Source organism: Sedimentibacter sp. LTW-03 (assembly GCF_052059825.1).
Classification (GTDB): domain Bacteria; phylum Bacillota; class Clostridia; order Tissierellales; family Sedimentibacteraceae; genus Sedimentibacter.
This window is the reverse complement of the sequence record NZ_CP197180.1, coordinates 2,058,546-2,082,380: the sequence shown is the minus strand read 5'-3', so window position 1 is coordinate 2,082,380 and position 23,835 is coordinate 2,058,546. Positions and strand designations below refer to the sequence as shown.

Annotated in this window: 28 protein-coding genes and 1 riboswitch; all 28 genes read left to right on the top strand. The window is 35.4% G+C overall.

The features are described 5' to 3' along the window. The 28 genes from xdh to ACS3UD_RS10180 all read left to right on the top strand — a co-directional run bounded on the left by xdh (window position 1) and on the right by ACS3UD_RS10180 (window position 23,790). Entirely contained in the window at window positions 1-2,610 is a 2,610-nt protein-coding gene (xdh, locus tag ACS3UD_RS10315; RefSeq protein WP_308139686.1) for a selenium-dependent xanthine dehydrogenase, read from the top strand. A 219-nt stretch (window positions 2,611-2,829) separates the two neighbouring features. Further along, window positions 2,830-3,567, top strand: coding sequence for a selenium cofactor biosynthesis protein YqeC (gene yqeC / locus ACS3UD_RS10310; protein WP_308139687.1), 738 nt, complete (start codon window positions 2,830-2,832; stop codon window positions 3,565-3,567). After that, entirely contained in the window at window positions 3,557-4,150 is a 594-nt protein-coding gene (locus tag ACS3UD_RS10305; protein ID WP_308139688.1) for a nucleotidyltransferase family protein, read from the top strand. The genes yqeC and ACS3UD_RS10305 overlap by 11 nt, the downstream gene beginning before the upstream one ends. Then, complete coding sequence (yqeB, locus tag ACS3UD_RS10300) at window positions 4,147-4,959, top strand: selenium-dependent molybdenum cofactor biosynthesis protein YqeB (RefSeq protein ID WP_308139689.1); 813 nt, start codon at window positions 4,147-4,149, stop codon at window positions 4,957-4,959. Before ACS3UD_RS10305 ends, yqeB begins: the two co-directional genes overlap by 4 nt. 145 nt (window positions 4,960-5,104) lie before the next feature. Then, on the top strand, window positions 5,105-5,866 hold the full coding sequence (locus ACS3UD_RS10295) for a ParA family protein (RefSeq protein ID WP_308139690.1): 762 nt from the start codon (window positions 5,105-5,107) through the stop codon (window positions 5,864-5,866). 1 nt (window position 5,867) lies between these two features. Beyond that, the gene (locus ACS3UD_RS10290) at window positions 5,868-6,320 is read left to right on the top strand and encodes a late competence development ComFB family protein (RefSeq protein ID WP_308139691.1); all 453 of its coding nucleotides are present in this window, start codon (window positions 5,868-5,870) and stop codon (window positions 6,318-6,320) included. A gap of 88 nt (window positions 6,321-6,408) precedes the next feature. Then, window positions 6,409-6,909: a chemotaxis protein CheW gene (locus ACS3UD_RS10285; protein ID WP_308139692.1), complete on the top strand. Its 501-nt coding sequence runs from the start codon at window positions 6,409-6,411 to the stop codon at window positions 6,907-6,909. Between the two features lie 29 nt (window positions 6,910-6,938). After that, on the top strand, window positions 6,939-8,690 hold the full coding sequence (locus tag ACS3UD_RS10280; protein WP_308139693.1) for a methyl-accepting chemotaxis protein: 1,752 nt from the start codon (window positions 6,939-6,941) through the stop codon (window positions 8,688-8,690). An 11-nt stretch (window positions 8,691-8,701) separates the two neighbouring features. Continuing rightward, a complete protein-coding gene (locus ACS3UD_RS10275) occupies window positions 8,702-9,172 on the top strand; it encodes a chemotaxis protein CheW (protein WP_308139694.1) in 471 nt (156 codons plus the stop codon). A gap of 75 nt (window positions 9,173-9,247) precedes the next feature. Next, on the top strand, window positions 9,248-9,523 hold the full coding sequence (locus ACS3UD_RS10270; protein ID WP_308139695.1) for a flagellar biosynthesis anti-sigma factor FlgM: 276 nt from the start codon (window positions 9,248-9,250) through the stop codon (window positions 9,521-9,523). Between the two features lie 9 nt (window positions 9,524-9,532). Continuing rightward, window positions 9,533-9,988 carry a flagellar protein FlgN gene (locus ACS3UD_RS10265; protein WP_308139696.1) on the top strand — a complete coding sequence of 152 codons (456 nt, stop codon included), beginning with the start codon at window positions 9,533-9,535 and terminating at the stop codon, window positions 9,986-9,988. 13 nt (window positions 9,989-10,001) lie between these two features. Then, entirely contained in the window at window positions 10,002-11,558 is a 1,557-nt protein-coding gene (gene flgK / locus ACS3UD_RS10260) for a flagellar hook-associated protein FlgK (protein ID WP_308139697.1), read from the top strand. Window positions 11,559-11,568: 10 nt separating this feature from the next. Next, window positions 11,569-12,570 carry a flagellin N-terminal helical domain-containing protein gene (locus tag ACS3UD_RS10255; protein WP_308139698.1) on the top strand — a complete coding sequence of 334 codons (1,002 nt, stop codon included), beginning with the start codon at window positions 11,569-11,571 and terminating at the stop codon, window positions 12,568-12,570. 15 nt (window positions 12,571-12,585) lie between these two features. Beyond that, a complete protein-coding gene (locus ACS3UD_RS10250) occupies window positions 12,586-13,194 on the top strand; it encodes a DUF6470 family protein (RefSeq protein ID WP_308139699.1) in 609 nt (202 codons plus the stop codon). Continuing rightward, the gene (gene fliW / locus ACS3UD_RS10245; protein ID WP_308139700.1) at window positions 13,187-13,636 is read left to right on the top strand and encodes a flagellar assembly protein FliW; all 450 of its coding nucleotides are present in this window, start codon (window positions 13,187-13,189) and stop codon (window positions 13,634-13,636) included. Before ACS3UD_RS10250 ends, fliW begins: the two co-directional genes overlap by 8 nt. After that, window positions 13,630-13,863: a carbon storage regulator gene (locus tag ACS3UD_RS10240; RefSeq protein ID WP_213925491.1), complete on the top strand. Its 234-nt coding sequence runs from the start codon at window positions 13,630-13,632 to the stop codon at window positions 13,861-13,863. The genes fliW and ACS3UD_RS10240 overlap by 7 nt, the downstream gene beginning before the upstream one ends. 323 nt (window positions 13,864-14,186) lie before the next feature. Beyond that, window positions 14,187-14,269, top strand: a riboswitch (cyclic di-GMP riboswitch). Window positions 14,270-14,385: 116 nt separating this feature from the next. Then, window positions 14,386-14,775 carry a flagellar basal body rod protein FlgB gene (gene flgB / locus ACS3UD_RS10235; protein ID WP_308139701.1) on the top strand — a complete coding sequence of 130 codons (390 nt, stop codon included), beginning with the start codon at window positions 14,386-14,388 and terminating at the stop codon, window positions 14,773-14,775. Window positions 14,776-14,788: 13 nt separating this feature from the next. Next, the gene (gene flgC, locus ACS3UD_RS10230) at window positions 14,789-15,220 is read left to right on the top strand and encodes a flagellar basal body rod protein FlgC (RefSeq protein ID WP_308139702.1); all 432 of its coding nucleotides are present in this window, start codon (window positions 14,789-14,791) and stop codon (window positions 15,218-15,220) included. A gap of 2 nt (window positions 15,221-15,222) precedes the next feature. Beyond that, window positions 15,223-15,522, top strand: coding sequence for a flagellar hook-basal body complex protein FliE (fliE, locus tag ACS3UD_RS10225; protein ID WP_308139703.1), 300 nt, complete (start codon window positions 15,223-15,225; stop codon window positions 15,520-15,522). 31 nt (window positions 15,523-15,553) lie between these two features. Beyond that, window positions 15,554-17,119: a flagellar basal-body MS-ring/collar protein FliF gene (gene fliF, locus ACS3UD_RS10220; RefSeq protein ID WP_308139704.1), complete on the top strand. Its 1,566-nt coding sequence runs from the start codon at window positions 15,554-15,556 to the stop codon at window positions 17,117-17,119. Continuing rightward, window positions 17,119-18,126 carry a flagellar motor switch protein FliG gene (gene fliG / locus ACS3UD_RS10215; protein WP_308139705.1) on the top strand — a complete coding sequence of 336 codons (1,008 nt, stop codon included), beginning with the start codon at window positions 17,119-17,121 and terminating at the stop codon, window positions 18,124-18,126. The genes fliF and fliG overlap by 1 nt, the downstream gene beginning before the upstream one ends. Further along, entirely contained in the window at window positions 18,119-18,898 is a 780-nt protein-coding gene (locus ACS3UD_RS10210) for a FliH/SctL family protein (RefSeq protein WP_308139706.1), read from the top strand. The genes fliG and ACS3UD_RS10210 overlap by 8 nt, the downstream gene beginning before the upstream one ends. After that, window positions 18,888-20,198: a flagellar protein export ATPase FliI gene (fliI, locus tag ACS3UD_RS10205; RefSeq protein ID WP_308139707.1), complete on the top strand. Its 1,311-nt coding sequence runs from the start codon at window positions 18,888-18,890 to the stop codon at window positions 20,196-20,198. The genes ACS3UD_RS10210 and fliI overlap by 11 nt, the downstream gene beginning before the upstream one ends. 35 nt (window positions 20,199-20,233) lie before the next feature. Further along, window positions 20,234-20,686: a flagellar export protein FliJ gene (gene fliJ / locus ACS3UD_RS10200; protein ID WP_308139708.1), complete on the top strand. Its 453-nt coding sequence runs from the start codon at window positions 20,234-20,236 to the stop codon at window positions 20,684-20,686. A 29-nt stretch (window positions 20,687-20,715) separates the two neighbouring features. Next, window positions 20,716-21,861 (top strand): flagellar hook-length control protein FliK, encoded by a 1,146-nt coding sequence (locus ACS3UD_RS10195; protein WP_308139709.1) that lies wholly within the window; start codon window positions 20,716-20,718, stop codon window positions 21,859-21,861. A 13-nt stretch (window positions 21,862-21,874) separates the two neighbouring features. Further along, window positions 21,875-22,408 carry a flagellar hook assembly protein FlgD gene (locus ACS3UD_RS10190; RefSeq protein ID WP_308139710.1) on the top strand — a complete coding sequence of 178 codons (534 nt, stop codon included), beginning with the start codon at window positions 21,875-21,877 and terminating at the stop codon, window positions 22,406-22,408. 29 nt (window positions 22,409-22,437) lie between these two features. Further along, window positions 22,438-22,830: a TIGR02530 family flagellar biosynthesis protein gene (locus ACS3UD_RS10185; protein ID WP_308139711.1), complete on the top strand. Its 393-nt coding sequence runs from the start codon at window positions 22,438-22,440 to the stop codon at window positions 22,828-22,830. A gap of 78 nt (window positions 22,831-22,908) precedes the next feature. Further along, window positions 22,909-23,790 (top strand): flagellar hook-basal body complex protein, encoded by an 882-nt coding sequence (locus ACS3UD_RS10180; protein ID WP_308139712.1) that lies wholly within the window; start codon window positions 22,909-22,911, stop codon window positions 23,788-23,790. The last annotated feature ends 45 nt before the right edge of the window (window positions 23,791-23,835 follow it).

Below are 23,835 nucleotides of genomic sequence, written 5' to 3'. Positions count from 1 at the left end.
ATGTATTCTTTAAATATAAACGGAGTAGTTTATGAAACAGATAAAGATAAAAGTCTTATGGATTACTTAAGAGATGAATTGAAATTAATCTCTGTGAAAAACGGCTGTGATGAAGGTGCTTGCGGTGCCTGCTCAATAATTGCAGATGGAAAGGTTGTAAAATCGTGTGTAATGAAGCTGTCCAAGTTTGAAGGCAAGAAAATTGTGACTGTAGAAGGCTTGTCGGATAGAGAAAAAGATGTTTACAGCTATGCATTTGCAAAAGCCGGAGCTGTGCAGTGCGGTTTTTGTATACCAGGTATGGTTATATGTGCTAAAGCACTTATTGATGTAAACAGTGATCCTTCAAAGGACGATGTTAAGAAGGCAATAAGAGGAAATATATGCAGGTGCACGGGGTATGCAAAAATTGAAGAAGCTATTATGATGGCGGCAAAAATTTTAAGAGAAAATACTGATATACCAAAAGAAGAAAAAAGCGTAAGAATTGGTCAGGATATTTTAAGGATAGATGCCAAGGATAAGGCTCTTGGAAAAGCAAAGTATTCAGATGATTTCAATTTTGAAGGTATGCTCTACGGAAAAAATGTATTCAGCAAGTACGCACGTGCAAAAGTGCTGTCTGTAGATACTTCAGAAGCTTTAAAAATGCCGGGTGTTGTGGCGGTGTTTACAGCAAAGGACATTCCGGGGAAAAGATATATAGGGCATCTTGCTCATGACTGGCCGGGTATGATTGATGTGGGCGAGCAGACAAAATTCATTGGTGATACCATTGCAATGGTTGTTGCAGAGACAAGAGAACAGGCAGAAGCAGCTGTTAAAGCGGTTAATGTATCATACGAAGAGTTAATACCGATTACAAACCCCGATGAGTCAGCAGCTCCCGGGGCTCACCAAATTCATAGTGAAGGCTTTATGCAGTTTGGGAAAATGGTTATCCCTGAAAATAATTTGTTTTCGCATCAAGAAGTTAAAAGAGGGGATGCAGAAAAGGCGCTGAAAAATTCTAAGTATGTTGTGGAAGGTACATTTGATCTTCCGCCTACCGAGCACGCATTCCTAGAGCCTGAAACTTCAGTCGGCGTACCTATCGGGGATGATGGTGTAGAGGTAATAACAGGAGGACAGGGAATTTATGATGAATATAATGAATTGGCACTGTATCTTGGAATACCAAAGGAGAAAGTGAGAATAAAAAGTGCGGCTGTCGGAGGAGGGTTCGGCGGTAAAGAAGATATGAGCGTGCAGCATCAGGCGGCTCTTTGTGCGTTTCTTTTGAAGCGCCCTGTGAAAGTATATTTCAGCAGGCAGGAAAGCATAAACTATCATCCCAAGCGACACGCAATGAAGATATACGCATCAATAGGGTGCGATGAAAATGGAATCTTTCAGGGAATGAAGGCAAGACTTACATCTGATACAGGTGCCTACGGTTCTTTGGGTGGACCTGTTCTTCAAAGGGCGTGCACTCATGCCGGAGGTCCGTACAATTACCAGAACGTAGATATAGAAGGTAATGCGTACTATACAAACAATCCGCCGGCAGGAGCATTTAGAGGCTTTGGAGTTACACAATCCGCATTTGTTATAGAAAGTTTAATTAACCAGCTTGCCGAAAAAACCGGTATTTCAGGATGGGAAATAAGGTACAGAAATGCAATAAGGCCGGGTCAATCGCTGCCTAATGGCCAGATTGCAGATGATGGAACAGGAATGGCAGAAACACTGGAGGCGGTAAAAGCAGATTTTGATAAATATGAAGAAGATTTAAATTACCATGTTGGCATAGCATGTGCTATGAAAAACGCGGGATTGGGCGTTGCGGTGCCTGATGCAGGCAGGTGTAATCTTGAGGTTATTGACGGAATTGTTCACGCAAGATCCTCAGCAGGTGCAATAGGTCAAGGAGTTCAGACTGTCATATATCAGATTGTATGTGAAACAACAGGGCTGCCCAATGATAAGATAATTGTTGACCATCCGGATACAAGTCATTCGCCTGATGCAGGAACTACCACGGCATCAAGGCAGACGGTATTTACCGGAGAAGCAGCTCGCGTGGCTTCGTTAAAACTCAAAAAGGATATGGATAGCGGGATGAAGCTTGAAGAGCTTGAAGGTAAAATTTACAAAGGCGAATTTGATTTCAAAACTGATCCTCTTGGTTCAGATAAACCAAATCCGGTAAGCCACATAGCATACGGATATGCAACTCAGTTGGTTATAATAGATAATCAGGGTAAACTGGTCAAGGTAATTGCGGCACACGACGTAGGAAGAGCAATAAATCCTGTTGCCGCAAGAGGCCAGATTGAAGGAGGTGTAGCCATGGGGCTTGGATACGGCTTAACAGAGGATTTGCCGCTGAAGGATGGAGTCCCACAGGTCAAATACGGAACTCTTGGACTGTTCAGGTCAACTCAAATGCCTCCGGTTGATGTTCATTTAATTGAGAAAAACAATCCTAACAGTGTAGCATACGGAGCGAAGGGGCTGGGTGAAATAGTGGTTATACCAGGTGCTCCGGCCTGCCAGAATGCTTACTATAAAAAAGACGGAAACTTTAGACATAAACTCCCTTTAGAGAATACAGCGTATAAAAAATAACAGAGCCTTATTTTGTATGAATGTCATCTAATTACGAAATATTTCGTGTTGCTAAAAAGGCCTCTTGCTATGTTGCCGTTTACGCAGCCAATCCACACTTATTTACGAATATGGTGCGAATGCCTGCCTGGACGGTGCTTGCATGGCTAAACTTTTAATTACATGGCATCCAAGGATGACATTTATATATATTAATGTTAAAATATTATTGGTGATAGCATGAAGGAGATCAAAGAAATATTAAGCATAGAAAAAGGCGATGTAGTATCAATAGTAGGAAGCGGCGGTAAATCAACGATGTTGTTTAAGTTGGCAAACGAACTTAGAAATGAATACAGGGTTCTTGCGAGCACAAGCACAAAAATAATGATGCCATCTGCAGGAGACTGCGATTATTTGTATTGTAATATAGAAAGTTATTTTATGAATAAACCAAATGCCAATAATTCAATTACCGTTGTGTCAAAAAAACTTGATTCCCTGACAAACAAATTAATAGGCATTGACGATGATGATTTGGAATGCATAGTTAAAGACTTTGACATAGTGCTGTTGGAATCAGATGGATCCCGCAATCTTCCTATTAAGGGCTGGAAGGATCATGAACCTCCTGTGCTGAAAAGAACAAACAAGACCATAGGTATTTTTCCTGCTGATTATATAAATAAAAGGGCAGAAAAAGACTTTATATATGGAATTGATGAATTTAATATATTAACTGAAAAAAGTGAATATGTTGATTTTGAGTCAATAAGGAAAATCTGTTCAAATAAAAATGGAATATTTAAAAACTCAAAAGGCAGTCTTTATTTGTTTTTTAATAAAGCTGAAACAAGAGAAGAAATAAATGTGGTGAAGGAACTATCAGATTATCTTAAAAAAAGTGCGGTAAATAAGCCTTATAACTTTAAAATTATTCTTGGCTCTTTGGAAAAAGGAGTATATTATGAATGTTGATGCAATAATAATGGCTGCAGGCTTATCAAAAAGAATGAATCAAAATAAGCTTAAGATGAAAATCGGCGACAAGCATATTTATGAATATATTTTTGAAGCAGTTAAGAACTGCACAGGTTGCTTCAAAGATGTTATTGTTGTTGCAAAAGATAATGATGTTTTACGAAAGGCTTCTGAAACAGGCTTTAATTATGTAAAAAACGAGGAGTCATTTTTGGGGCAGAGTGTTTCTATAAGGCTGGGAGTTCAAAAAGCCGGACTTGTGGATGGATTTATGTTTTTTGTTGCGGATCAGCCATATATAAAAGAAAAAACCATAAAAAAACTTTTAAAGGCATTTGAAGAAAATCCGGATAAAATTATTATTCCGTGCTGTAATCAGACTAATGGAAATCCAGTGATATTTCCGTATGTTTTTAGAGAGCAGCTAATGAATTTAAGTGGAGACGCTGGAGGGAAGTCTATAATTAAAAAAAATTCGGACGGTTTGTTAAATGTTGATTTTAAATCTGATTATGAATTTACAGATATAGATACCATGGAGGATTATGATAGAGCAGTAAAAAAGAAGGTGAAATATTGAACGGAGAAATAGTTGTAGTTAGAGGCGGCGGAGACATTGCGTCCGGTGTTATACAGAAACTTCACAGAGTCGGATTCAGGGTGCTGGTACTTGAACTGGAGAAACCGACTTCAATCAGAAGGACAGTATGTTTTTCTGAGGCAGTATACACAGGCAGAACAGAGCTGGAAGGAATAACTGCGGTTCGTGCGGAAAGTATAGTTGAAATTTACCACGCATGGGCAGAAAACTGTGTTCCGGTTGCAGTTGATCCGAAGGGTTCATGTATAAATTCTTTCAAGCCATTAGCTGTCGTGGATGCTATTATTGCAAAGCGAAACACGGGAATGCACAAGGATCTTGCTCCGGTTACTATAGCCATAGGACCAGGTTTTACGGCAGGAAAAGATGTAAGTGTTGTAATTGAAAGTAATCGCGGGCACAATATGGGAAGATTGATTTTTAATGGAAATGCGGAGCCAAATACCGGCAGGCCAGGAAACATTGCAGGATATACGATAGAAAGAGTTTTAAAATCTCCTAACGACGGAATAATAGAAGTAGAACACAGCATAGGAGATACTGTCAAACAAGGAGATATAATTGCAACCGTAAACGGCCACACCATAAGCGCACAAATTGACGGCATAATAAGAGGAATTATAAGAGGAGGGACATATGTTACAAAAGGATTTAAGGTGGGAGACATAGATCCTAGGATTGATCAGTTAAAGAATTGCTATACAATTTCCGATAAGGCGAGAGCAATTGGAGGCGCTGTTTTGGAAGCAATTATTATAGAGATAAAAGAACTTGATACTAAAGAATAAAAATTTATCCATTCCTATGATTGTATCATCAAGCCTAAGATTAAAAATCTGTTAAGATTTTTAATCTTTTTGTATTGTTTAAATGTAAATTTTTTGTTACAATTTAGAAAACATAGTCAAAAATTGTAATAAGGAGTTTGAATAAATGGCTAAAGTAATTTCTGTTACAAATCAAAAGGGCGGGGTTGGAAAAACAACTACAACAGGAGCGGTTGCGGCAGGTTTTAAATTAAAGGGATACCAGGTTCTTTGCGTGGATTTGGATCCGCAATCTAATTTAAGTTTTAGCTCAGGTGCTGAAACGGAAGACTGTGCCACAATTTATGAAATATTAAAGGGTGAGACAAAGACTTCGTTTGCAATCCAGAAAACGCCTTCATTTGATATTATTCCATCAAATATTTTGTTAAGCGGGATAGAGCTTGAATTTACTCAGACGGGAAGGGAGTACCTCCTTCGAGAAGCTCTAAATTCGGTAAAAGATAAGTATGATTATATATTCATAGATACACCGCCTGCATTGAGTATTTTGACAGTTAATGCATTTACTGCATCCGATAATATTATTATTCCCATGCTGGCAGATATTTTCAGCCTGCAGGGTATTGCCCAGCTTTCTGAGACAATTGACAGAGTGAGAAGGTACTGTAATCCTAGTCTGAAGGTTGAGGGGATAATTCTTACAAAATTTAACAAGAGAACAATCTTAAGCAGAGAAATTAAAGGTACCGCTGAGTTAATTGCTGAAAAGTTGAATACGGGGATATTAAACACCACAATAAGATCAAGTGTGGTAGTAATGGAGGCACAGACAAATCAACAGGATATTTATAGCTATGCACCTAAAAATGCGGCGGCAAGAGATTACATGGGTTTAGTTGAAGAACTTTTTGAAAGAGGGTTATAAGATGGCAAAAATCAAAAAAACTTTTGACAGAGAATTAATGTACAAAAAAATTATGCCGACAAATTTAAAAAGGGAAACAGAGCAAGTGCAAGATGCCCCTGTTGAATACGCACCAAATATTCCTGAAAAAAACAATTCTAAAGAAACAATTTTTCAAAACAAAGAATTAAATTTAATAAAAGAAGAAAAAAATAATGTGATTTTGTACAATGTTACAGAAAAACTTGTATTAAATAAATTGGATGCAACTCTTAAAAAAATGAATTGCTGCAGGTGTGATCGCTGCAAAGAGGATATTATAGCCATAGCACTAAACAATCTTAAGCCAATGTACATGGTTGCTACTAAGGATGAAATAACGCAAAAAATCCATGAAATAAGAGATATTGGAAGTGAAGTTACCACAGAAGTAATAAAAGCTGTGCTTACTGTCAGAAAAAATCCGAGACATTGAGACATTGATATAAAAATTAATATTTAACTAATATTTTATATCAATGTGACGATATAATAATTATGAATAATTATTATGAGGTGATCGTGTGCAGGATAATGTAAGTTCAATAAAAAATAGTTCAAATGAAGAAACATTAAAAAACAAATATCTTACTTTTTATACGGAGAATCAGCTGTTTGGAATTGCTATAGCTGATGTTGTTCAAATAGTCGGAATGCAAGAAATAACAGCCGTTCCAGAGTTCCCGTCCTATGCAAAAGGAGTAATTAATTTAAGAGGAACTATTATTCCCATCATTGATGTCAGGTTGAGACTAAAGAAACAAGAAATTGAATATAATGAAAGAACCTGCATAATAGTTACCGGTATAAACGGTGCTTATATAGGTTTTATTGTTGACTCTGTTAATGAAGTTGCAAATATTTATCTTGATAATATTTCAGAACCTCCGAATATGGGTTCGGATTACACAAATAAATACATTACAGGAATAGCTAAATTAGATAACAATATTGTATTGCTTATCGACTTGAAAAAAATACTTGATGAAAAAGAAGTTGAATTTATTACTTCGGCGGGGAATTAATATAATATTACTTGTTTAAGGAGAATAAAGTGAGTATAAAAAAAAGAAAACCAAAGATTAAAAGGTCTAATAAAAGAAAAATCAATATTAGCAATATTAAAATTTCAACAAGGTTGACTGTTGGTTTTGGAGTTGTATTTGTAATATTTGCGTTATCCATGGCGGTTTCGCTATATAACATAAATAGCATTGCCGGAGATATCAATGATTTTTATGAAGAATGTTACGAATCGGAAATATTAGCCTGGGAGACGAAGTTTTCTCTTGAAAATGTTGAAAAGTCGATATATAAATCAGCTACTACTCCTAGCAGGACGTTGATAAAGGAGTATACTGCGGAAATTACCAGCGGGATGAAATCAGCTAATGAATCTTTTGCACTTCTGAAAGTAATGTTGCATGATTATCCCAGTGTAGTAAGTCAAATTGAAAGTAATTTGAAAAAGGCTACTGAATTAAGCGATAAACTTGTAATTTTATTAAGTGAAAGCAGAAATACGCAGAGCCTGGAGATTCTTAATGAAGAATTAGCTCCCATATTGGATTCAATAGATTACACAATGACTGAGGTAAGCAAAAATCTTGATATAATTGCAAAGAATTTTGTTCAAAGTTCCAATGAAGCAAGCAGAAATTCATTGATAATATTGTCTTCGCTGGCGGTGTTCAGTTTTTTAATGTCTTTACTCTTAGGAGGAATTATTATAAGAAGCATAAATAGGCCTGTAAAAGAAATATCAGATGCAGCTAATGCAATAAGTGCCGGAGACTTAAATTATCAGGTTGAATATACATCAAGAGATGAGCTTGGAGAAGCTACCGCAACAATAAAAAGAACAATAGAGACATTAAAACTGTATGTAGGTGAAATAGATAGAGTATTGAATGAAATGGCTAAGGGCGATTTTACCGTCCATGTCAAAGAGAATTTTATAGGTGGATTTGCACCTATTAAAACATCTTTAGAACAAATTATAGATTCATTTAACGGAACTATGACAAAAATAAATGAGGCAGCATCACATGTCGAAAACGAATCAGAGCAAGTAGCAGGCGGCTCACAAGCATTATCGCAAGGAACAGCTGAACAGGCAAGTGCAATTGAGGAGCTTTCTGCAACCATAAATGAAATATCAGAGCAGGTAAAATTAAATGCACAAAATGCGAACAATGTAAGCACAATTACTCAGAATGCAGAGCAGGAAGTTAAGAAAAGCAGCATCCAGGTTGAGCATATGACAGATGCAATGTATGATATTAAAAAATCAACTGATGAAATAGCAAAGATAATAAAAGCAATCGATGAAATAGCGTTCCAGACAAACATACTTGCGTTGAATGCCGCTGTTGAGGCTGCAAGGGCCGGTTCAGCAGGAAAAGGGTTTGCTGTTGTTGCCGATGAAGTCAGGAATCTGGCATCAAAAAGTGCCGAGGCAGCACAGAGTACGGCGTTCTTAATTGAAAATTCAGTAAAATCTGTTGAAAAAGGTGCTGAAATTGCGGACGAAACAAAAAAATCTTTTGAACTGATGGCTAATGAAATAAGAAAATCAGTAAAGATGGTGGATGATATAACAGAGGCATCTAACGAACAGGCCGGCTCAATAATGCAAATTACTAAGGGTATTGAACAAATATCGGATGTAGTCCAGACTAATTCAGCTACATCTGAAGAAAGTGCGGCGGCGAGCGAGGAACTGAGAAGCCAGGCTGTGCTCTTAAAAGAACTGGTAGACCAGTTTGAGTTGAAAATATCAGAAGACGCAGAAAGCGCAGTATAAGGAGTGATATTATGAGCTATGATGTAGAACAAATAATAGAAGAAATAGAGTTTCCGTGGCTGATTTTTAAACTTAAAGGCAGCTTATATACAATAAATAGCAAGATGATTACATCGATTGTCATGAAGCCTGATGAGATAACTTATGTTCCGGGCGTTCAAACCTATATGAAGGGACTGATTCACTTAAGAGGCAATGTGGTTCCGCTGATTGATTTAAAAATGCTTTTTGAATTAGATAAAAATGAAGAAGATGATTTAAAGAGCGATAAGGAAATGGTTATAATTCTTGAGAAGGACAATTCGTTTGCAGGACTTGTTGTGGATGAAGTGCTGTCAGTTGAAGACATAACTGAATTTGAAGAGACTGAGGAAATAAAGAAAATATGCAGAGACGGTTTTGTAAAAGGTGTAGCTAAGGGAGACAAAAACGAAGACGTGCTGTTAATAGTAGATGAAGAAAAAATTATAAACGCGGCATAAAAAAATTATATATTCGGTTAATTTTTTGTATTCAAAGCCGATATTATTAACAGATGTCAGATAGGGGAAGTATTTATGAAAATCCAAAATATAAGTAATTATATGAATTATAAGGCAAGTACGAGAACTGTAAAAAATGAAGAAAGTGTAAAATCTAAAAAATTTGATGTCATAGAGATAAAAAGCAGTACTGATCAAGATGAGTTGAAACTGACTTCAATAAAAAAAGATGTTACCAATAAAATAAATAAAGAAACAGATGCGGAAAAAATAAACAGAATAAAAGAAAGTATAAACAATAGGACATACAGCGTTGATGTAGAAGAAATAGTCAATAAACTATTAAAATAAGAGGATTATATGGACGTTTTAATAAAATTGTTGGAAGAAAGTTCTAACCTATATAAAAATTTTCTTGAATTAGAATATAAAAAATATGATACGGTCATAAAAAATGATATTGAAACATTAGATGACATTGTTTCGAAGGAACAGGCATACTATCTGAAAATCAGAGGCATTGAACAGAAAAGAGAAAAGCTGCTTGATTCAATGGGATATAAAAATATGACGCTTAAGGAAGTTATAGAAGCTGCTGATGATAAGAAAGCAGCGATGCTGAAGGAAAAATATGAAGAGTTTGCTAAAATTATAGCTGAAGTCAAAAAGATAAGCGATTTGTGCAAAACAATTATTAAAGTTCGTATGCACAGAATAGACAGAGCGATAAAGCAACTGGGAGAAAAGGAAAATACGTACACGGTGCAGGAATCGAAAAACAAAACAAAAAGCCTGTTGCTTTCAAAAAAAATATAGCAAGGAGTAATACATGCTTAGATCAACATTTTTAGGATATAAGGTTGCTACAAGTGCACTAACAGTTAATCAAAATATGATCGATATTGTGGGACAAAATTTATCAAATATTAAAACCAAGGGTTATACCCGTCAACGCCTTGATATAACTTCTTTTTCTCTGAGTACCAGCAATATAAAGTTTGGCACAAACGGTGTTGTTATAGGACAAGGAGTGCAGGCTATAGGTGTGAGTCAGTACAGGGATTCATTCCTAGATTTGAGATACAGGCTGCAGGCTGCAAAGGCAGGAAGCGAAGATGTTCAGTTAGAAGCATTGAGCGATTTAGAAGAAGTATTCGACGAGATAAAAACAGACGGATTAGATGCGCAATTTTCTGATCTTTTAGAGCAGCTTCAATCTCTTACATCAAGCCCTTCAGATCCTGTTTTAGAGGGAGTTGTTCGCAGTTCTGCTCAGATGCTCACTCAGATGTTTAATAATTATTCTGAACAGATAGATACTATTACCAACCAGCAAACAAACTATTTGCAAGACGGTGCGATTGTAAAAATTAATCAGCTGACTGAAAACATTGTTAAGCTTAATGAACAGATAAAAGCTGATAACATCAGCGGAAATCCGGCACTTGAACTGAATGATGAAAGGAATATGCTGATTGATGAGTTGTCAAATTATCTGGATATAGAAGTGGATTATGTACCGCTTGATATAGGCGGAGGTAAAACTATAGATGAGATGGTTATAAGGCTCAGAGGTACGTCCGAAGAAATTGTAAACAGAAATGAGTCTTACGAAATAAAAGCCGAAGCAAATGCAAACAATGAAATTCTAATATACAAAAAAGATTCTTCTGGAACAGAAAATGATATTACATCTTCCATAAACGGAGGACAGCTGGACGGTTATTTAAAATTTCTTAATGGAAAGGGCAGTTTCTCAACATCAGCGGATACATATCAAAATTCTGATGTAAACGGAATTCAATATTATAAAAATATGCTGGACATGCTTGCAAATAAATTTGCTGAAAATATGAATGCTTTAAACGAAACAACCGATGGGCCCAATGATTTGTTTGCTTCCAGAGGTGGTGGAGATATTACTGCGGGAAACATAAAGATAAGTGATGACTGGCTGAATTCCTCAGGTTCATATATAGTCAACACCACGAGTACTTCAGAAGGAGATAATGCAGGAGCCACGGACAATATATTGAGAATGATCAATAGCTTTCAAACCGACGAAGACTATGTGCCGAATGTTGATATAAATGATGACGGAACAATAGATGAAGGTGATTCAATATTTAACGGAACATTTCAGGAGTTTTTGTCATTTACGACAACTAGATTGAATTTACAGTTAAAAGACGTAAAAACTTCATATGAAACATATTTTGATTCACAATATCAGTTAGACTTTGCACGCAGCAGCATATCTTCTGTAGATTTGAACGAAGAAGGAGTAAACCTGCTGCAATACAGTAAATCGTATAATGCAGCTGCGCGCTTGATGACAACTTTAGATGATATGCTGGATACGTTAATTAACAGAATGGGAGTATAGGAGGGATATTATGAGAATAACCACTGGTATGATGTCAAGTAAGTATATAAGAAATTTGGGTAAATCTGCTTATGAAATGAATTACTTAAATGAAAAAGTTTCGACTGGCAGGAAATTCTTTAGAGGCTCTGAAGATCCTGTTTCTGCTATCAAAGCGTATAAGTTGAGAAGAGAGTACAGATCAACTGAAATCTATGATACGAATATAAGCGATGTTGATTCATTTCTAACTATGGCTGAAACAAATTTAACTGAAATAAGTAATAATGTGGAAAGAGTATATACATCTTATTTAAAGGGAATAACGGGAACGATGGGTTCCGAGGATAGAGAGGTTGTTGCGAAAGAACTTGAAAATCTTCAGGATTCAATAGTAACCTCGCTTAATGCAAAATTTGAGGATAGGTATGTTTTTGGAGGCACAAGCAAGGATGAACTGCCTTTCACTGTGAAGAACGGAGAACTATATTTCAAAGGTGTAAATGTTAACACACTAGAAGATGAGGACGGGAATCTGGTAGATTTAGAAGAACTTAAAAATGAAACCATAAACGTAGATTTGGGATTGGGAATGACATTTGACAGTTCGGGAAATTTAAACACTGATACTGTTTTTAATATGTCCATGTCAGGTATAAGTTTTATGGGGTTTGGAGAAACAGACGGAACACCGAACAATTTGTATACATTAATAGGAAAAATAAAGGATGAGCTTAATAATCCGGATTTTTCATTAGATAACATCACTCCATATATAGAAAAATATGAAGAACAAAAAAAACAGGTGCTGGTGGGTATTACAGATATAGGGGCTAAGACAAATTATCTTGATTTTTTAAAGTTAAGAAATGAGGATGCCCAATATAATCTTAATGATAAAATACTTGATGTGGAGTATGTTGATTCTGCAGAAGCAATAATGGATTTTAAAATGCAGGAATATTCATACAACGCAGCATTGTCAATGGGTAATAAAATTCTTCAAAACAGCTTTATAGATTTTATGAATTAGCAAGGAGTGTTTGAAATGATAGAACCGCTGTTGGAAATTAAAGCTATACCAATGTCTATAGAATTTAAAATAAATCGAGCGCGCTATGAAATTGCAAATGCCAGTGCTACATTTGAATTGAAAAGGGATGAAGGCGGGCTTCAAATGGAGATGAAGCCGACAAGGCTTAATATCGATACAGTTGAAGCAAGGTATTCGGCAGGCATCAAAAGTGCAATGCGTTCAGTAGAAGATTTTGCTAAAAATGGTGTTCATGCTGCATACGAAGCTACTGCCACATATGCGAGAGATGGAAATCTTATGTTGGATATCAACATTAAAGATAATCCCATAGCCGAAATTGCCATGAAAAAATTCTTCAGCGATGTGGAGTTTAACCTTGGATTTATTCCAAACACAGGCCCTGATATCTCATGGGATATTGGAGGAATTTCTATGAATTTTGAAATGGATAAGCTTGATTTTGATTGGAATATTGAAAGACCTGTTATAAATTTTATTCCCGGAAGCATAGAATTTACTATTAAAGAATATCCAAAAGTAGAAATTAATTATATAGGTACCCCTATTTTTGTGCCGCCAAGTGCGAATCCTAATCATAAGGAGATAGATACATTTGCCTAAAAAATATATAAACACAAGAGATTTCGGAGAAATTGCGGTTGAAGAAAATGATGTTATAAGGTTTGTATGCGGCATGTATGGATTTGAAAAATATAATGATTATGTAATATTAAAAGATGATCCTGAAGACGATTTTATGTTTTTGCAGGCAATTGACAATACAGATTTGTCATTTGTGCTTGTAGATCCATATGCTGTTATCAGAAACTATGAGCCAATAGTAAATGAAGAAGACTTAAAGGAATTGGAAGTTAAAAGTGAGGCGGATCTTAAATTTTTGATAATTGCAATTATAAAAGAGAACGTTGAGGATTCAGTTGTCAACTTGAAAAGTCCGATTGCGGTTAATCCTGAGACTAGAAGAGCTAAACAGGTAATATTGCAAAATTCATATCCTCTCAGATACAATATAATAGTAGCTGGGGAGGAGAGAAAATGCTAGTTATAAAAAGAAAAGTCTCAGAATCAATACTTATCGGAGAAGATATAGAAATTATTATTTCTGAAATTTCTCAGGATAAAGTAAAGATTGCTATTGATGCTCCTAAAGAAATAACAATCACAAGAAAAGAATTAGCTGAAACATGTAAGTTTAATATTACAGCTTCTGAGAAAGTCAGCAAAACAAAGCTGAGCGATATAAAAAAGCATTTAAAAGAACATAAATAAGTAAATTTTTGTAAAAAATTAATAAAAAGTTTAGAAAAATTTCTTCTAAATTATTTATTTTTGTATATGTTTTTATAATATAAATTAATAAAAACATACGCGTATGAATAGATATTCGCGTATGTTTTTTTGTTGTTTGTAAAATTTCAGGTATTTGCGCTGCAAAGCAGGATATAGAAAATTACATATATATACAAAAATAGAAAAATATAAAATAAAAAATAATCAATAGACTGAATATTATGCAATGTCAAAAAAGCTTGCATTTTGTAGCATTTTATCATATAATAACCATATTAAAATATTATTAAAAAAAAATTAAGAATTGAAAAAGGTAAAACTGCCGAAAGACAGTGACACAAAACTATAGGACCTAAGGAGCAATCTACGGTTGCCAGTTGCCAATACTGATTATATATCTAAAGAATATATATATAATTTATTATGCAGCTGTGCAAAAACTAATAAATTATATTTTTTGTACTCATTTTTAGTGATAATTTTAGTAAGGGGAAGGTTACCATGAATATAAGTGAAAGCAATAATTTAAATCTATTGAATAAGAGTCTAAACGGGCTTTGGCTCAGGCAGCAAATCACTATGGAAAACATAGCGAATTATTCTACTCCTGGATATAAAAGCAAGTACGTAGAATTTGAAAATTTGCTGAGATCTAACTTGGAAAATATAGACGGAAAAACAAAATCACAAATTAATAATCAAATAAATTCCAGCAGTATTTTGATTGATGAGAATGAAAATTTATCATTGAGGCTGGATGGAAATAACGTAGATTTGGATAAGGAAAATCTTCAACTTGCAAAAACACAGATTCAATATATGTACAATGTAGCAGAAATGAATTCATATTTTTCAAAGCTCAAGTCGGTAATTTCTGAAGGTAAAAAATAAAAGGAGGTAATTCATGTCGTTTTTAAGATCGCTTAATATCAGTGGTGCAGGTCTTACTGCCCAAAGATTGAGAATGGACATCATATCAGAAAATATAGCAAACATTGATACAACTAGGACAGAGGAAGGCGGTCCGTACAGAAGAAAAATAGCGGTACTCTCATCAACTTCTAATTTCAAAAATATGTTAATCCACAATTTAGATGAATATGAAGCCGGTAATGTTGAAGTAACAGAAATAGTTGAAGATCAAAGCGAGTTTAAGCTGGTTTATAACCCGGAGCATCCGGATGCAGATGAAAATGGATATGTAAGCATGCCTAATGTTGATTCGTTGAAAGAAACGGTGGATATGATGGAAGCTTACAGAGCATATCAGGCAAATATAACTGCATTGAATTCTATGAAACAACTGGCGGTTAAAGCTCTGGAAATAGGGAGGTAGAAATGTTTATAGAACCAATAAAGCCTATTCAGGTAATAAAGCAGCCAGGTGAACAAATAAAACAAGACAACAAAAAAGGTGAAACCTCATTCAAATCCATATTTAGCAATGCGCTTGAGAATTACGTGGAGTCAGAGGCTAAGGTTGAGGAAGACATATACAGGCTGAGCGTCGGTGAAAGTGATGATTTACACAGCATGATGATTAATGCACAAAAAGCTGAAATATCGCTGGATTTGGTGGTGCAGCTCAGAAATAAAGCCTTAGATGCTTACAATGAAATAATGCGTATGGGAGTATAGCTTGATTCCATAACTAATTTAGGAGCTACAAATGGCAGAACAATTTAGGAACATTTGGAAAAACACAACAGAGTTTTGGGGAAAACTCAGTGGCAAGATAAAGAAGTTAATAATCGGCGGACTTATTGGATTAGTAGCAGGGGCACTAGTAATAACTATTGTTCTAAACAATAAAGGTTATGTAGTTCTTTTCAGCGATATAGATGAACAGGAAACTGCAGAAGTAATGAAGCAGTTACAAGAAAATAATGTTGATTATAAATATGAAAATGACGGAACTATTCTTATACCCGAAGATAAAGAAAACAGCCTGAGAATGCAGTTAGCACAATCAGGTCATCCGCGTACCGGAGCAAATTATGATGTGTTTACTCAAAACATAGATTTCATGACTACAGATTATGAAAAGAGAAAATATGAAGTTTTTCAATTGCAGGAAAGACTTCAAGCTTCCATAGAAACCATAGACGGAGTAGAGGAAGCAATAGTTACCGTAAATATACCTGAAAATGGAAATTTTGCGTGGGAGACAAAAAAAGAAGAATCTTCAGCATCGGTAAAAATAAATCTTTCTACCGGCCATTCATTGTCGCAGTCTCAGACAAATGGCATTATGCAGCTTATAGTTAAAAGTGTGGAAGGGTTAAAAGAAGAAAATGTAGCAATTATTGATACCGAAGGAAACAGCCTTGTAGTAAGCAGTGAGATGAGTCAGACAAATACTATAAAGCTAAAGCTTGAAATCGAGAAGGAATTTGAAAAAGAAACAGAAAAAAATGTCACAGAGTTCCTGGCAAGAATCTATGGCCCGGATAATGTAAAAGTATCTGCGAAGTGCACTATTAATTTTGATAAAAAGATAAGCGAACTATTGCAATACTTGCCAGATGAACAGACAAATCTGGGAGTTCCTGGTGAGACGAAAAGTGACAGGGAAGTTTCAGGACCTGGCGAGACTGTAGGGGGAATGGCAGGAACAGAAACAAACGCTGAAGTTCCAACGTACCCTGGAGTAGTAATTGAAGGCGAAAACATATATTTCAAGGATTCCAATTCAATTAATTATTTGGTGAGCCAGTTAAAAGAGCAAATAGAGCATAACCCCGGAAAAATTGAGCAGCTTACAGTTGCTGCAGTAATTAATAAAGCAAGCATCAGAGAAGAAGAGATAGATGAAGTTAAAGAACTTATTGCCTTTGCCGCAGGAGTAGGTACAGAGGATATTTCACTGCACAATATGATGTTTTATGATCCAGAGGCACCTGTGGTTCCTGTAACTGCTGAGCCAGGTGAACCAAGAGGATTACAGCTGAGAGATATACTTATCTATGGCGGAATAGCGCTGGCTGTGATAGCAATTTTCTCGCTTATATTGACTTTAATCTTGAGAAAGAGAAAAAAGGCTAAGAAAAGTCAGGAAGGAGCTGAAGCTGAAGCAGCAGCAACAGATTATTCGTGGGCTGATATACAGGATGAAATAAAACTTCAGGAAACACCTGAGCAGGTAATTAAAAAGCAGCTTAAGGAATTTACAAATTCTAATCCTGAAATAGCGGCGCAGCTTATCAGAACATGGCTTAAGGGGGAAGATGATTAATGGCATCAACAAAGTTAACAGGCAGACAAAAATCTGCGGCGATTATTATTTCACTCGGTGCTGACGATGCTTCAAAGATATACAAATATTTAAAAGAAGATGAAATTGAACAACTTACATATGAAATATCCAGATTGCAGCATTTAGATTCCCAAACAATGGAGGAAACTCTAAAAGATTTTTATGACTTATGCTTGACTCAAAAGGTTATAACTGAGGGCGGACTGGAATATGCGAAAAACGTGCTTGAGAAAGCATTCGGTTCTCAAACAGCTGCAAGTCTTTTAGAAAGAGTAACCAAAACACTGAGATCCAAGAGCTTTGACTTTTTAAGAAAAGCTGACTATAAGAATCTATTGGCTATTATACAAAATGAACATCCACAGACAATAGCCCTTATATTGTCATACGCAAGAGCAGATCAAGCATCTGCTGTAATATCGGAGCTTTCAAAGGAAAAGAGGATTGACGTAGTAGAGAGAATAGCAAAGATGGACCGAACATCTCCCGAAATTATTAAGTATGTTGAGCAAGAACTGGAGAAGAAATTTAACTCTATTATATCCGTTGACTTTACAGAAATTGGCGGGGTTAACTATGTTGCGGATGTTATGAATAATATGGACAGAGGAAATGAAAAATACATTTTCGATGAATTAAGTAAAAAAGATGCAAAACTTGCTGATGAAATCAGAATGCGTATGTTTGTATTTGAAGATATTGTTACTATGGATTCAATGAGTATTCAAAGATTTCTCAGAGAGGTGGACTCAAAAGACCTTGTTTATGCAATTAAAGGCTCGAACAAGGACGTTGCGGATATGCTGTTTAGCAATATGTCCACTAAGATGGGTGAAACTATCAGATCAGAGCTTGAATATACTCACAACTTACGTTTGAGAGATGTGGAAGAAGCTCAGCAGCGAATTGTATCTGTAATCAGGCGTCTCGAAGAAGAAGGGGAACTCATTATAGCTAAGAGCGGAAAGGATGATATTATTGTCTAATATAATCAAGGCCGAATATGTTATCTTTGATAGTAATGCAGATAGTCAGTTAAATTACATTAAAAAGACAGAGCTGCCTGAACAGGAAATAATAAGCACTTCAAAAGAAGATATATATGATATATATAACCAAAGAGAAATTATTTTGAAGGAAGCTCAAGCGGAGGCACTAAAAATTATAAGTGCAGCAAAAAGAAATGCTCAAAATGAAATAGCCGAATGCAAAAAAAGAGGCTATGAAGAAGGTTACAATGCAGGTGTTGAAGTAGGCAAAAATAAAGGCTATGACGAAGGATATGAGACTGGGAAAGTGAGCGTTGAAGAAAAGCTTAGCTTACAAAATTCTGCGAAGCTTGAAGAGCTTAAAAAAATGTTTGAAAAAATAGAAGAAGAAAAGGACTCGATTATTTCAGAATATGAGAATGGGTTGACAAATCTTGCAATAGATATATCAGAAAAGATACTGAGACATAAAATCAGTGTTAAGGACAATGTAATATCAGGCATAATTAAAGATTTAATAAAGAATTACAGAAATGCAGAATGGGTTAAGGTGTATATGTCTAGCAAAGATGACGCAATTTCAGTTCAAACAGATAAGGAACTGATAAATGCTTTAAGCAAAATATCAAATGATGTAAAATTTGAAATTTCAGAGGATATTGATCAAGGCAGCGCAATAATTGAAACACCGGACAGTGTATTGGATGCAAGTATAAATACGCAGTTAAAAAATCTTAAAGAGATGGTTTTAAATAAAAATGCAGTCTAAAATTCAATTAGCTAAAATACAGGAAGTGTTGGCAAGAGAAGATCTCTGCACATACATAGGAAAAGTTAAGAGAATATCAGGTATGATGATTGAGGCAACTGGAAGCAGGTATAAAATCGGTGAGGTATGTGAGATTGAAACTGACATACTAAATCGAAAGGTACGGGCAGAAGTTGTGGGTTTCAACGACGGAAGGGTCTTGCTTATGCCCTATGAAGACATAAAAGGTATAGGTCTGGGAAATACAGTTAAATCGACTAAAAATAAATTAAAAATTCCGGTTGGAGATTTTTTGGTAGGAAGAATTGTTGACGCTACAGGTCAACCGATTGATGGAGGTAAAGAATTTGATGGAAATGAATACTGCTATGTGGACAATGACTACATTAATCCTCTGTCGAGACCTAGGATAGACAGTGCTCTTAGTTTTGGCGTAAAGGCAATAGACGGACTTTTAACTATAGGCAAGGGACAGCGTATGGGAATTTTCGCCGGAAGCGGTGTGGGTAAAAGCACATTGCTTGGAATGGTTGCTAAGAATGTAAAAGCAGATATAAATGTTATTGCTCTTGTAGGTGAAAGGGGTAGAGAAGTAAGAGAGTTTATCGACAAGGATTTAGGAGAAGAAGGATTAAAAAGATCCATACTTGTGATTGCAACATCAGATCAGCCGGCTATGCTTAGAGTTAAATGTGCATTGGTTGCAACAACAATTGCAGAGTACTTTAAGGATAAGGGCAAGGATGTACTTCTCATGATGGATTCTTTAACAAGATTTGCAATGGCTCAGAGAGAAATAGGCCTTGCGACAGGCGAACCACCGGTATCAAGAGGATATACACCATCTATTTATGCTGAGCTGCCGAAACTTCTTGAAAGAAGCGGCAACTTTCAAAATGGTTCAATAACAGGAATATATACTGTATTGGTTGAAGGTGATGATACAAATGAACCTATTTCAGACACAGTAAGGGGAATTCTGGACGGGCATATAGTACTTACAAGAAAGCTGGCGAATTCCAACCACTATCCTGCAATAGATATAAATGCAAGTATATCAAGACTTATGAATGACATTGCAGCAAAAGACCATAATGACAGTGCTAAGAAAATAAGAGATATTTTATCTGTATATTACGCAAATTATGATTTGATTTCTATTGGTGCTTACAAAAAAGGTACAAACTTAAAGCTGGACACTGCAATTGGAAAGATTGATAAAGTTAATGAATTTCTGATTCAGGGTATAAATGAAAACTATACATATGATGAAACACTTTCTTTGATTAAAGATATATAAATTTTTTCACAATTACATTTAAAAAGGGGATTAAATTGAAAAAATTCAGCTTTACTCTTCAGAAAATTTTAGAAATAAAAGAGCAGATGCTAGATAACCTTAAAATTGAACTTGGAGGGTTAAATAATAATCTTGCTAGGATTGAAGCCAGCATTAATAATCTGAAGGCACAACTTCAAAAAATAGAGAAAGAATTTATAGAAAAATCTTCTGTATTAATTTCTGTTGGAGAGATGACGTATTACAAGATGCTTACAAGCAGTATATTAAAGCAAATTGAGAACAAGGAAGAAGAAAAATGCATCGTTCTAAGAAAAATTGAAGCAAAGAGGCAAGAAATAATAAGCATGAATATGGAAATATCAAGTCTTGAAAAGCTCAAGGAAAAAGAGAAGGATAAATATAACAAGACTTTGAACAGAAACGAGGAAATATTTATTGAAGAATTCGTTTCAAACAATAGCGTGTCAAAAAGATATGCAATATAGTAACTAGTTATTGAAAGGAGGTGAAAAAAATGAATATCACAGCAAATCTTAGCGGTGTCATGCCTGAAAAAGCCTTGAATAATATGTTTACCAGCAGCAAGGGGCTTAAGGGTAATAATGGTGCTTTTCTAAAAATACTGTCGCAGCTTAATGATGGGGAGGCTGGCAGCAACATTTTAAGCCAGGTAGAACCGGCGGAGCTTTCTGAACTCAGCACTGTGGATATGATTTCATTATTCCGTCTTATAGATTTTGTCCCATTGCAGGATGAAGGTTATGAGGTTAATAGTGAAAAAACAGAGGATGAGCCTGAAGCCAAAGAGGACAAAACATCAGCAAAATTATTAAACTTCATAAGCATGGTGAATTACGAGATTCAAGTAGATGAAAATGCTGAACTTGTGAAATTATTTCCTGAGAATATAGGCTACTTAGAGCCGAAAACAATAGTATCAACGAATGCAACCAACTACGAAAATCTTGATCATTATGTGAATAAAGAAATTTCTTTATCGCCTAAGATAATGAATTCTTTGGATAATAAACAAATTTTTACAGAAATTCAATATGAAAAAAGTAATAATGAATCGTTTGTGCTTAATGAGCACCAGAAAAATGGAACAGATTACAACCCTGAGATGATATCTCCTGATAGAATATTTGTTCCGCAAGACACCAAGATTATTCAAGTGTCGGATGAGTCTTCTATGATAAATCCTCAGGTATTGAATCAAGTGAAGGACAAAATAATATTCATGAAAGAGGATTGCAACGGTAAAGAGAATATTAAGTATGTAACCATGGAGCTAAAGCCTAAGCAGCTGGGTAAGGTTGATATCAAGATGACAATTGAAGACGGCAAGATGACTGTTGAAATTAAAGCCCTGAATAAGGATACACAGAACATACTGCATTCAAAGGTATCTGAACTTGCAGAGGTTTTGAAAGGCACAACAAATTCATCGGTTAATATTATTGTAAAGAGCCATGAACTGCCGAATGGTCATCAAGTGATGCAAAATGAGAATAACGAGCACAGATACAATGAGAACTATGACCAGGAAAACGGACACGGAAGGCAAAGAAATTATTACAACAGACAAGAAGATGAAAATGACACTGATGAAGAAGATGTGTTCGCAAAGCTTATGAATTTGAGAAGTGCAAGGCTATAAAAGGAGGCTAATATTGGAAATTAATGCTTATAATTCAACATATAGCGTGAACAGCTCAGGCGGAACAAACAATCTTAATGTTCAAAATGAAAGTGAATCACTGGATATGCAGGATTTTTTGAACCTGCTTGTTGCGCAACTTACAAATCAAGATACAATGAATCCCATGGAAAATACGGAATTCATATCACAGATGGCTCAATTCTCGTCATTGCAGGCAATGTCAGATCTTACTGAGATATCAATGCAGGGACAAGCTACATCATTAATTGGAAAGCAAGTGGTTGTTGCGGAATACAACTCGCGCGGCGAATTGGATATTGAAGAGGGAGTTGTTCAAAGAGTTACTATTTTCGGAGGAGGATCAACCATTTATGTAAATGATAAAGAGTACAGCTATTTAAATGTTATGGAAATAAAACAGGCAGAAGAACCTGAAACTGATCCGGTTCAGGAGATATTAACAGATATTCTGGAAGGAATTAACGGTCTTAATGATTCTTTACAAAAACATGAGACAACTGCTGTTGATTTGGGGGGAATTTAGCCAAACAAACAAGTAAGGCAGGTGGTAATATGACAGATGTTAATTTTATAAGAAAAATTAGCAATCTAAACAGCATGCAGACAAGCAGCGCCGTTAAAAATAAAGAACATATTGATTCGGTCTTTAAAGAAGTATTAAATCAAAAAATTAACAATGAAAAGACTGAAAGCGGAGTAGTTTTTTCAAAGCATGCAAATGAAAGAATAAGAGAAAGAAGTATAGATGTGAGTACCGATGTAACAGTTAAGCTAAATGAAGCTGCTGACCAGGCAAAGGAAAAAGGTCTGAAAAATGTACTTGTGATGATAGAGAACCAAGCTTTTATTGTAAGTACAATTAGTAATAAGGTTATAACTGCTGTAAACAGCGAGGATTTAAAAGAAAATATTTTTACAAACATAGATGGAGCTGTAATAAAATAGCCGGTCCTTTTTAGGAGGCTAAAATCCTGATTTCCTGATGGATTTAAACAGCTAATAAAAAAAAGGAGAATAAACATTATGATGAAAGCACTTTATTCTGGTGTTTCGGGAATGAGAAGCCACCAGACAAAAATGGACGTTATAGGTAATAATATCGCGAATGTAAATACATATGGTTTTAAAACGCAAAGAGCTACATTTAGAGACATTTATTATCAGACTATAAAAAATCCGGGAGCACCTGGTGATGACAGAGGCGGCACAAATGCATCGCAGGTTGGTTATGGTGCACAAATTGGTTCAGTTGATACAATTCATACAATTTCGGGATATTCCCCTACTAATAAATCAACGGATATATATATCAACGGAGAAGGATATTTAGCTGTGAAAAGTACAAGCGGTGAAACGCTTTATACAAGACTTGGAGCACTTAACTTTGATGAAGCTGGAAATTTAGTAGATGTTAATGGTTATCGCGTACTGGGATGGGATAATGATGGTACTAATGAAATAGATACTGATACCGTTGACGGAAAAGAAAAAATAAATTTAGAAGATACATTAGGTGTTGATTTAGATGTAATTATAATTAATGATTACGATAAATACAACAATATAACGATAAATAGCGATGGTTCAATAACAGCTGTTGATGAAAATGATGTAATTGTTCCGATAGGAGCTATTCCTGTTTTTAAAATACCTAATCAGGATGCTCTGAAATTAGAGGGAAATTCTTATTATACAGCAGGAAATAATACTGGTACACCAATAGTAAATACACCGGGTGCGGGCGGAACAGGAGCTTTGGTAACAGGTGGGTTGGAAATGTCTAACGTAGATTTAGCCAACGAATTTTCAGACATGATAATAACACAAAGAGGATACCAAGCTAATACAAAAATAATTTCGGTAGTTGATCAGATGCTTGAAGAATTGGTTAATCTTAAGAGATAAATTTAATAATATGCAGGCGGATGTATACCGCCGCCTGCATATTGA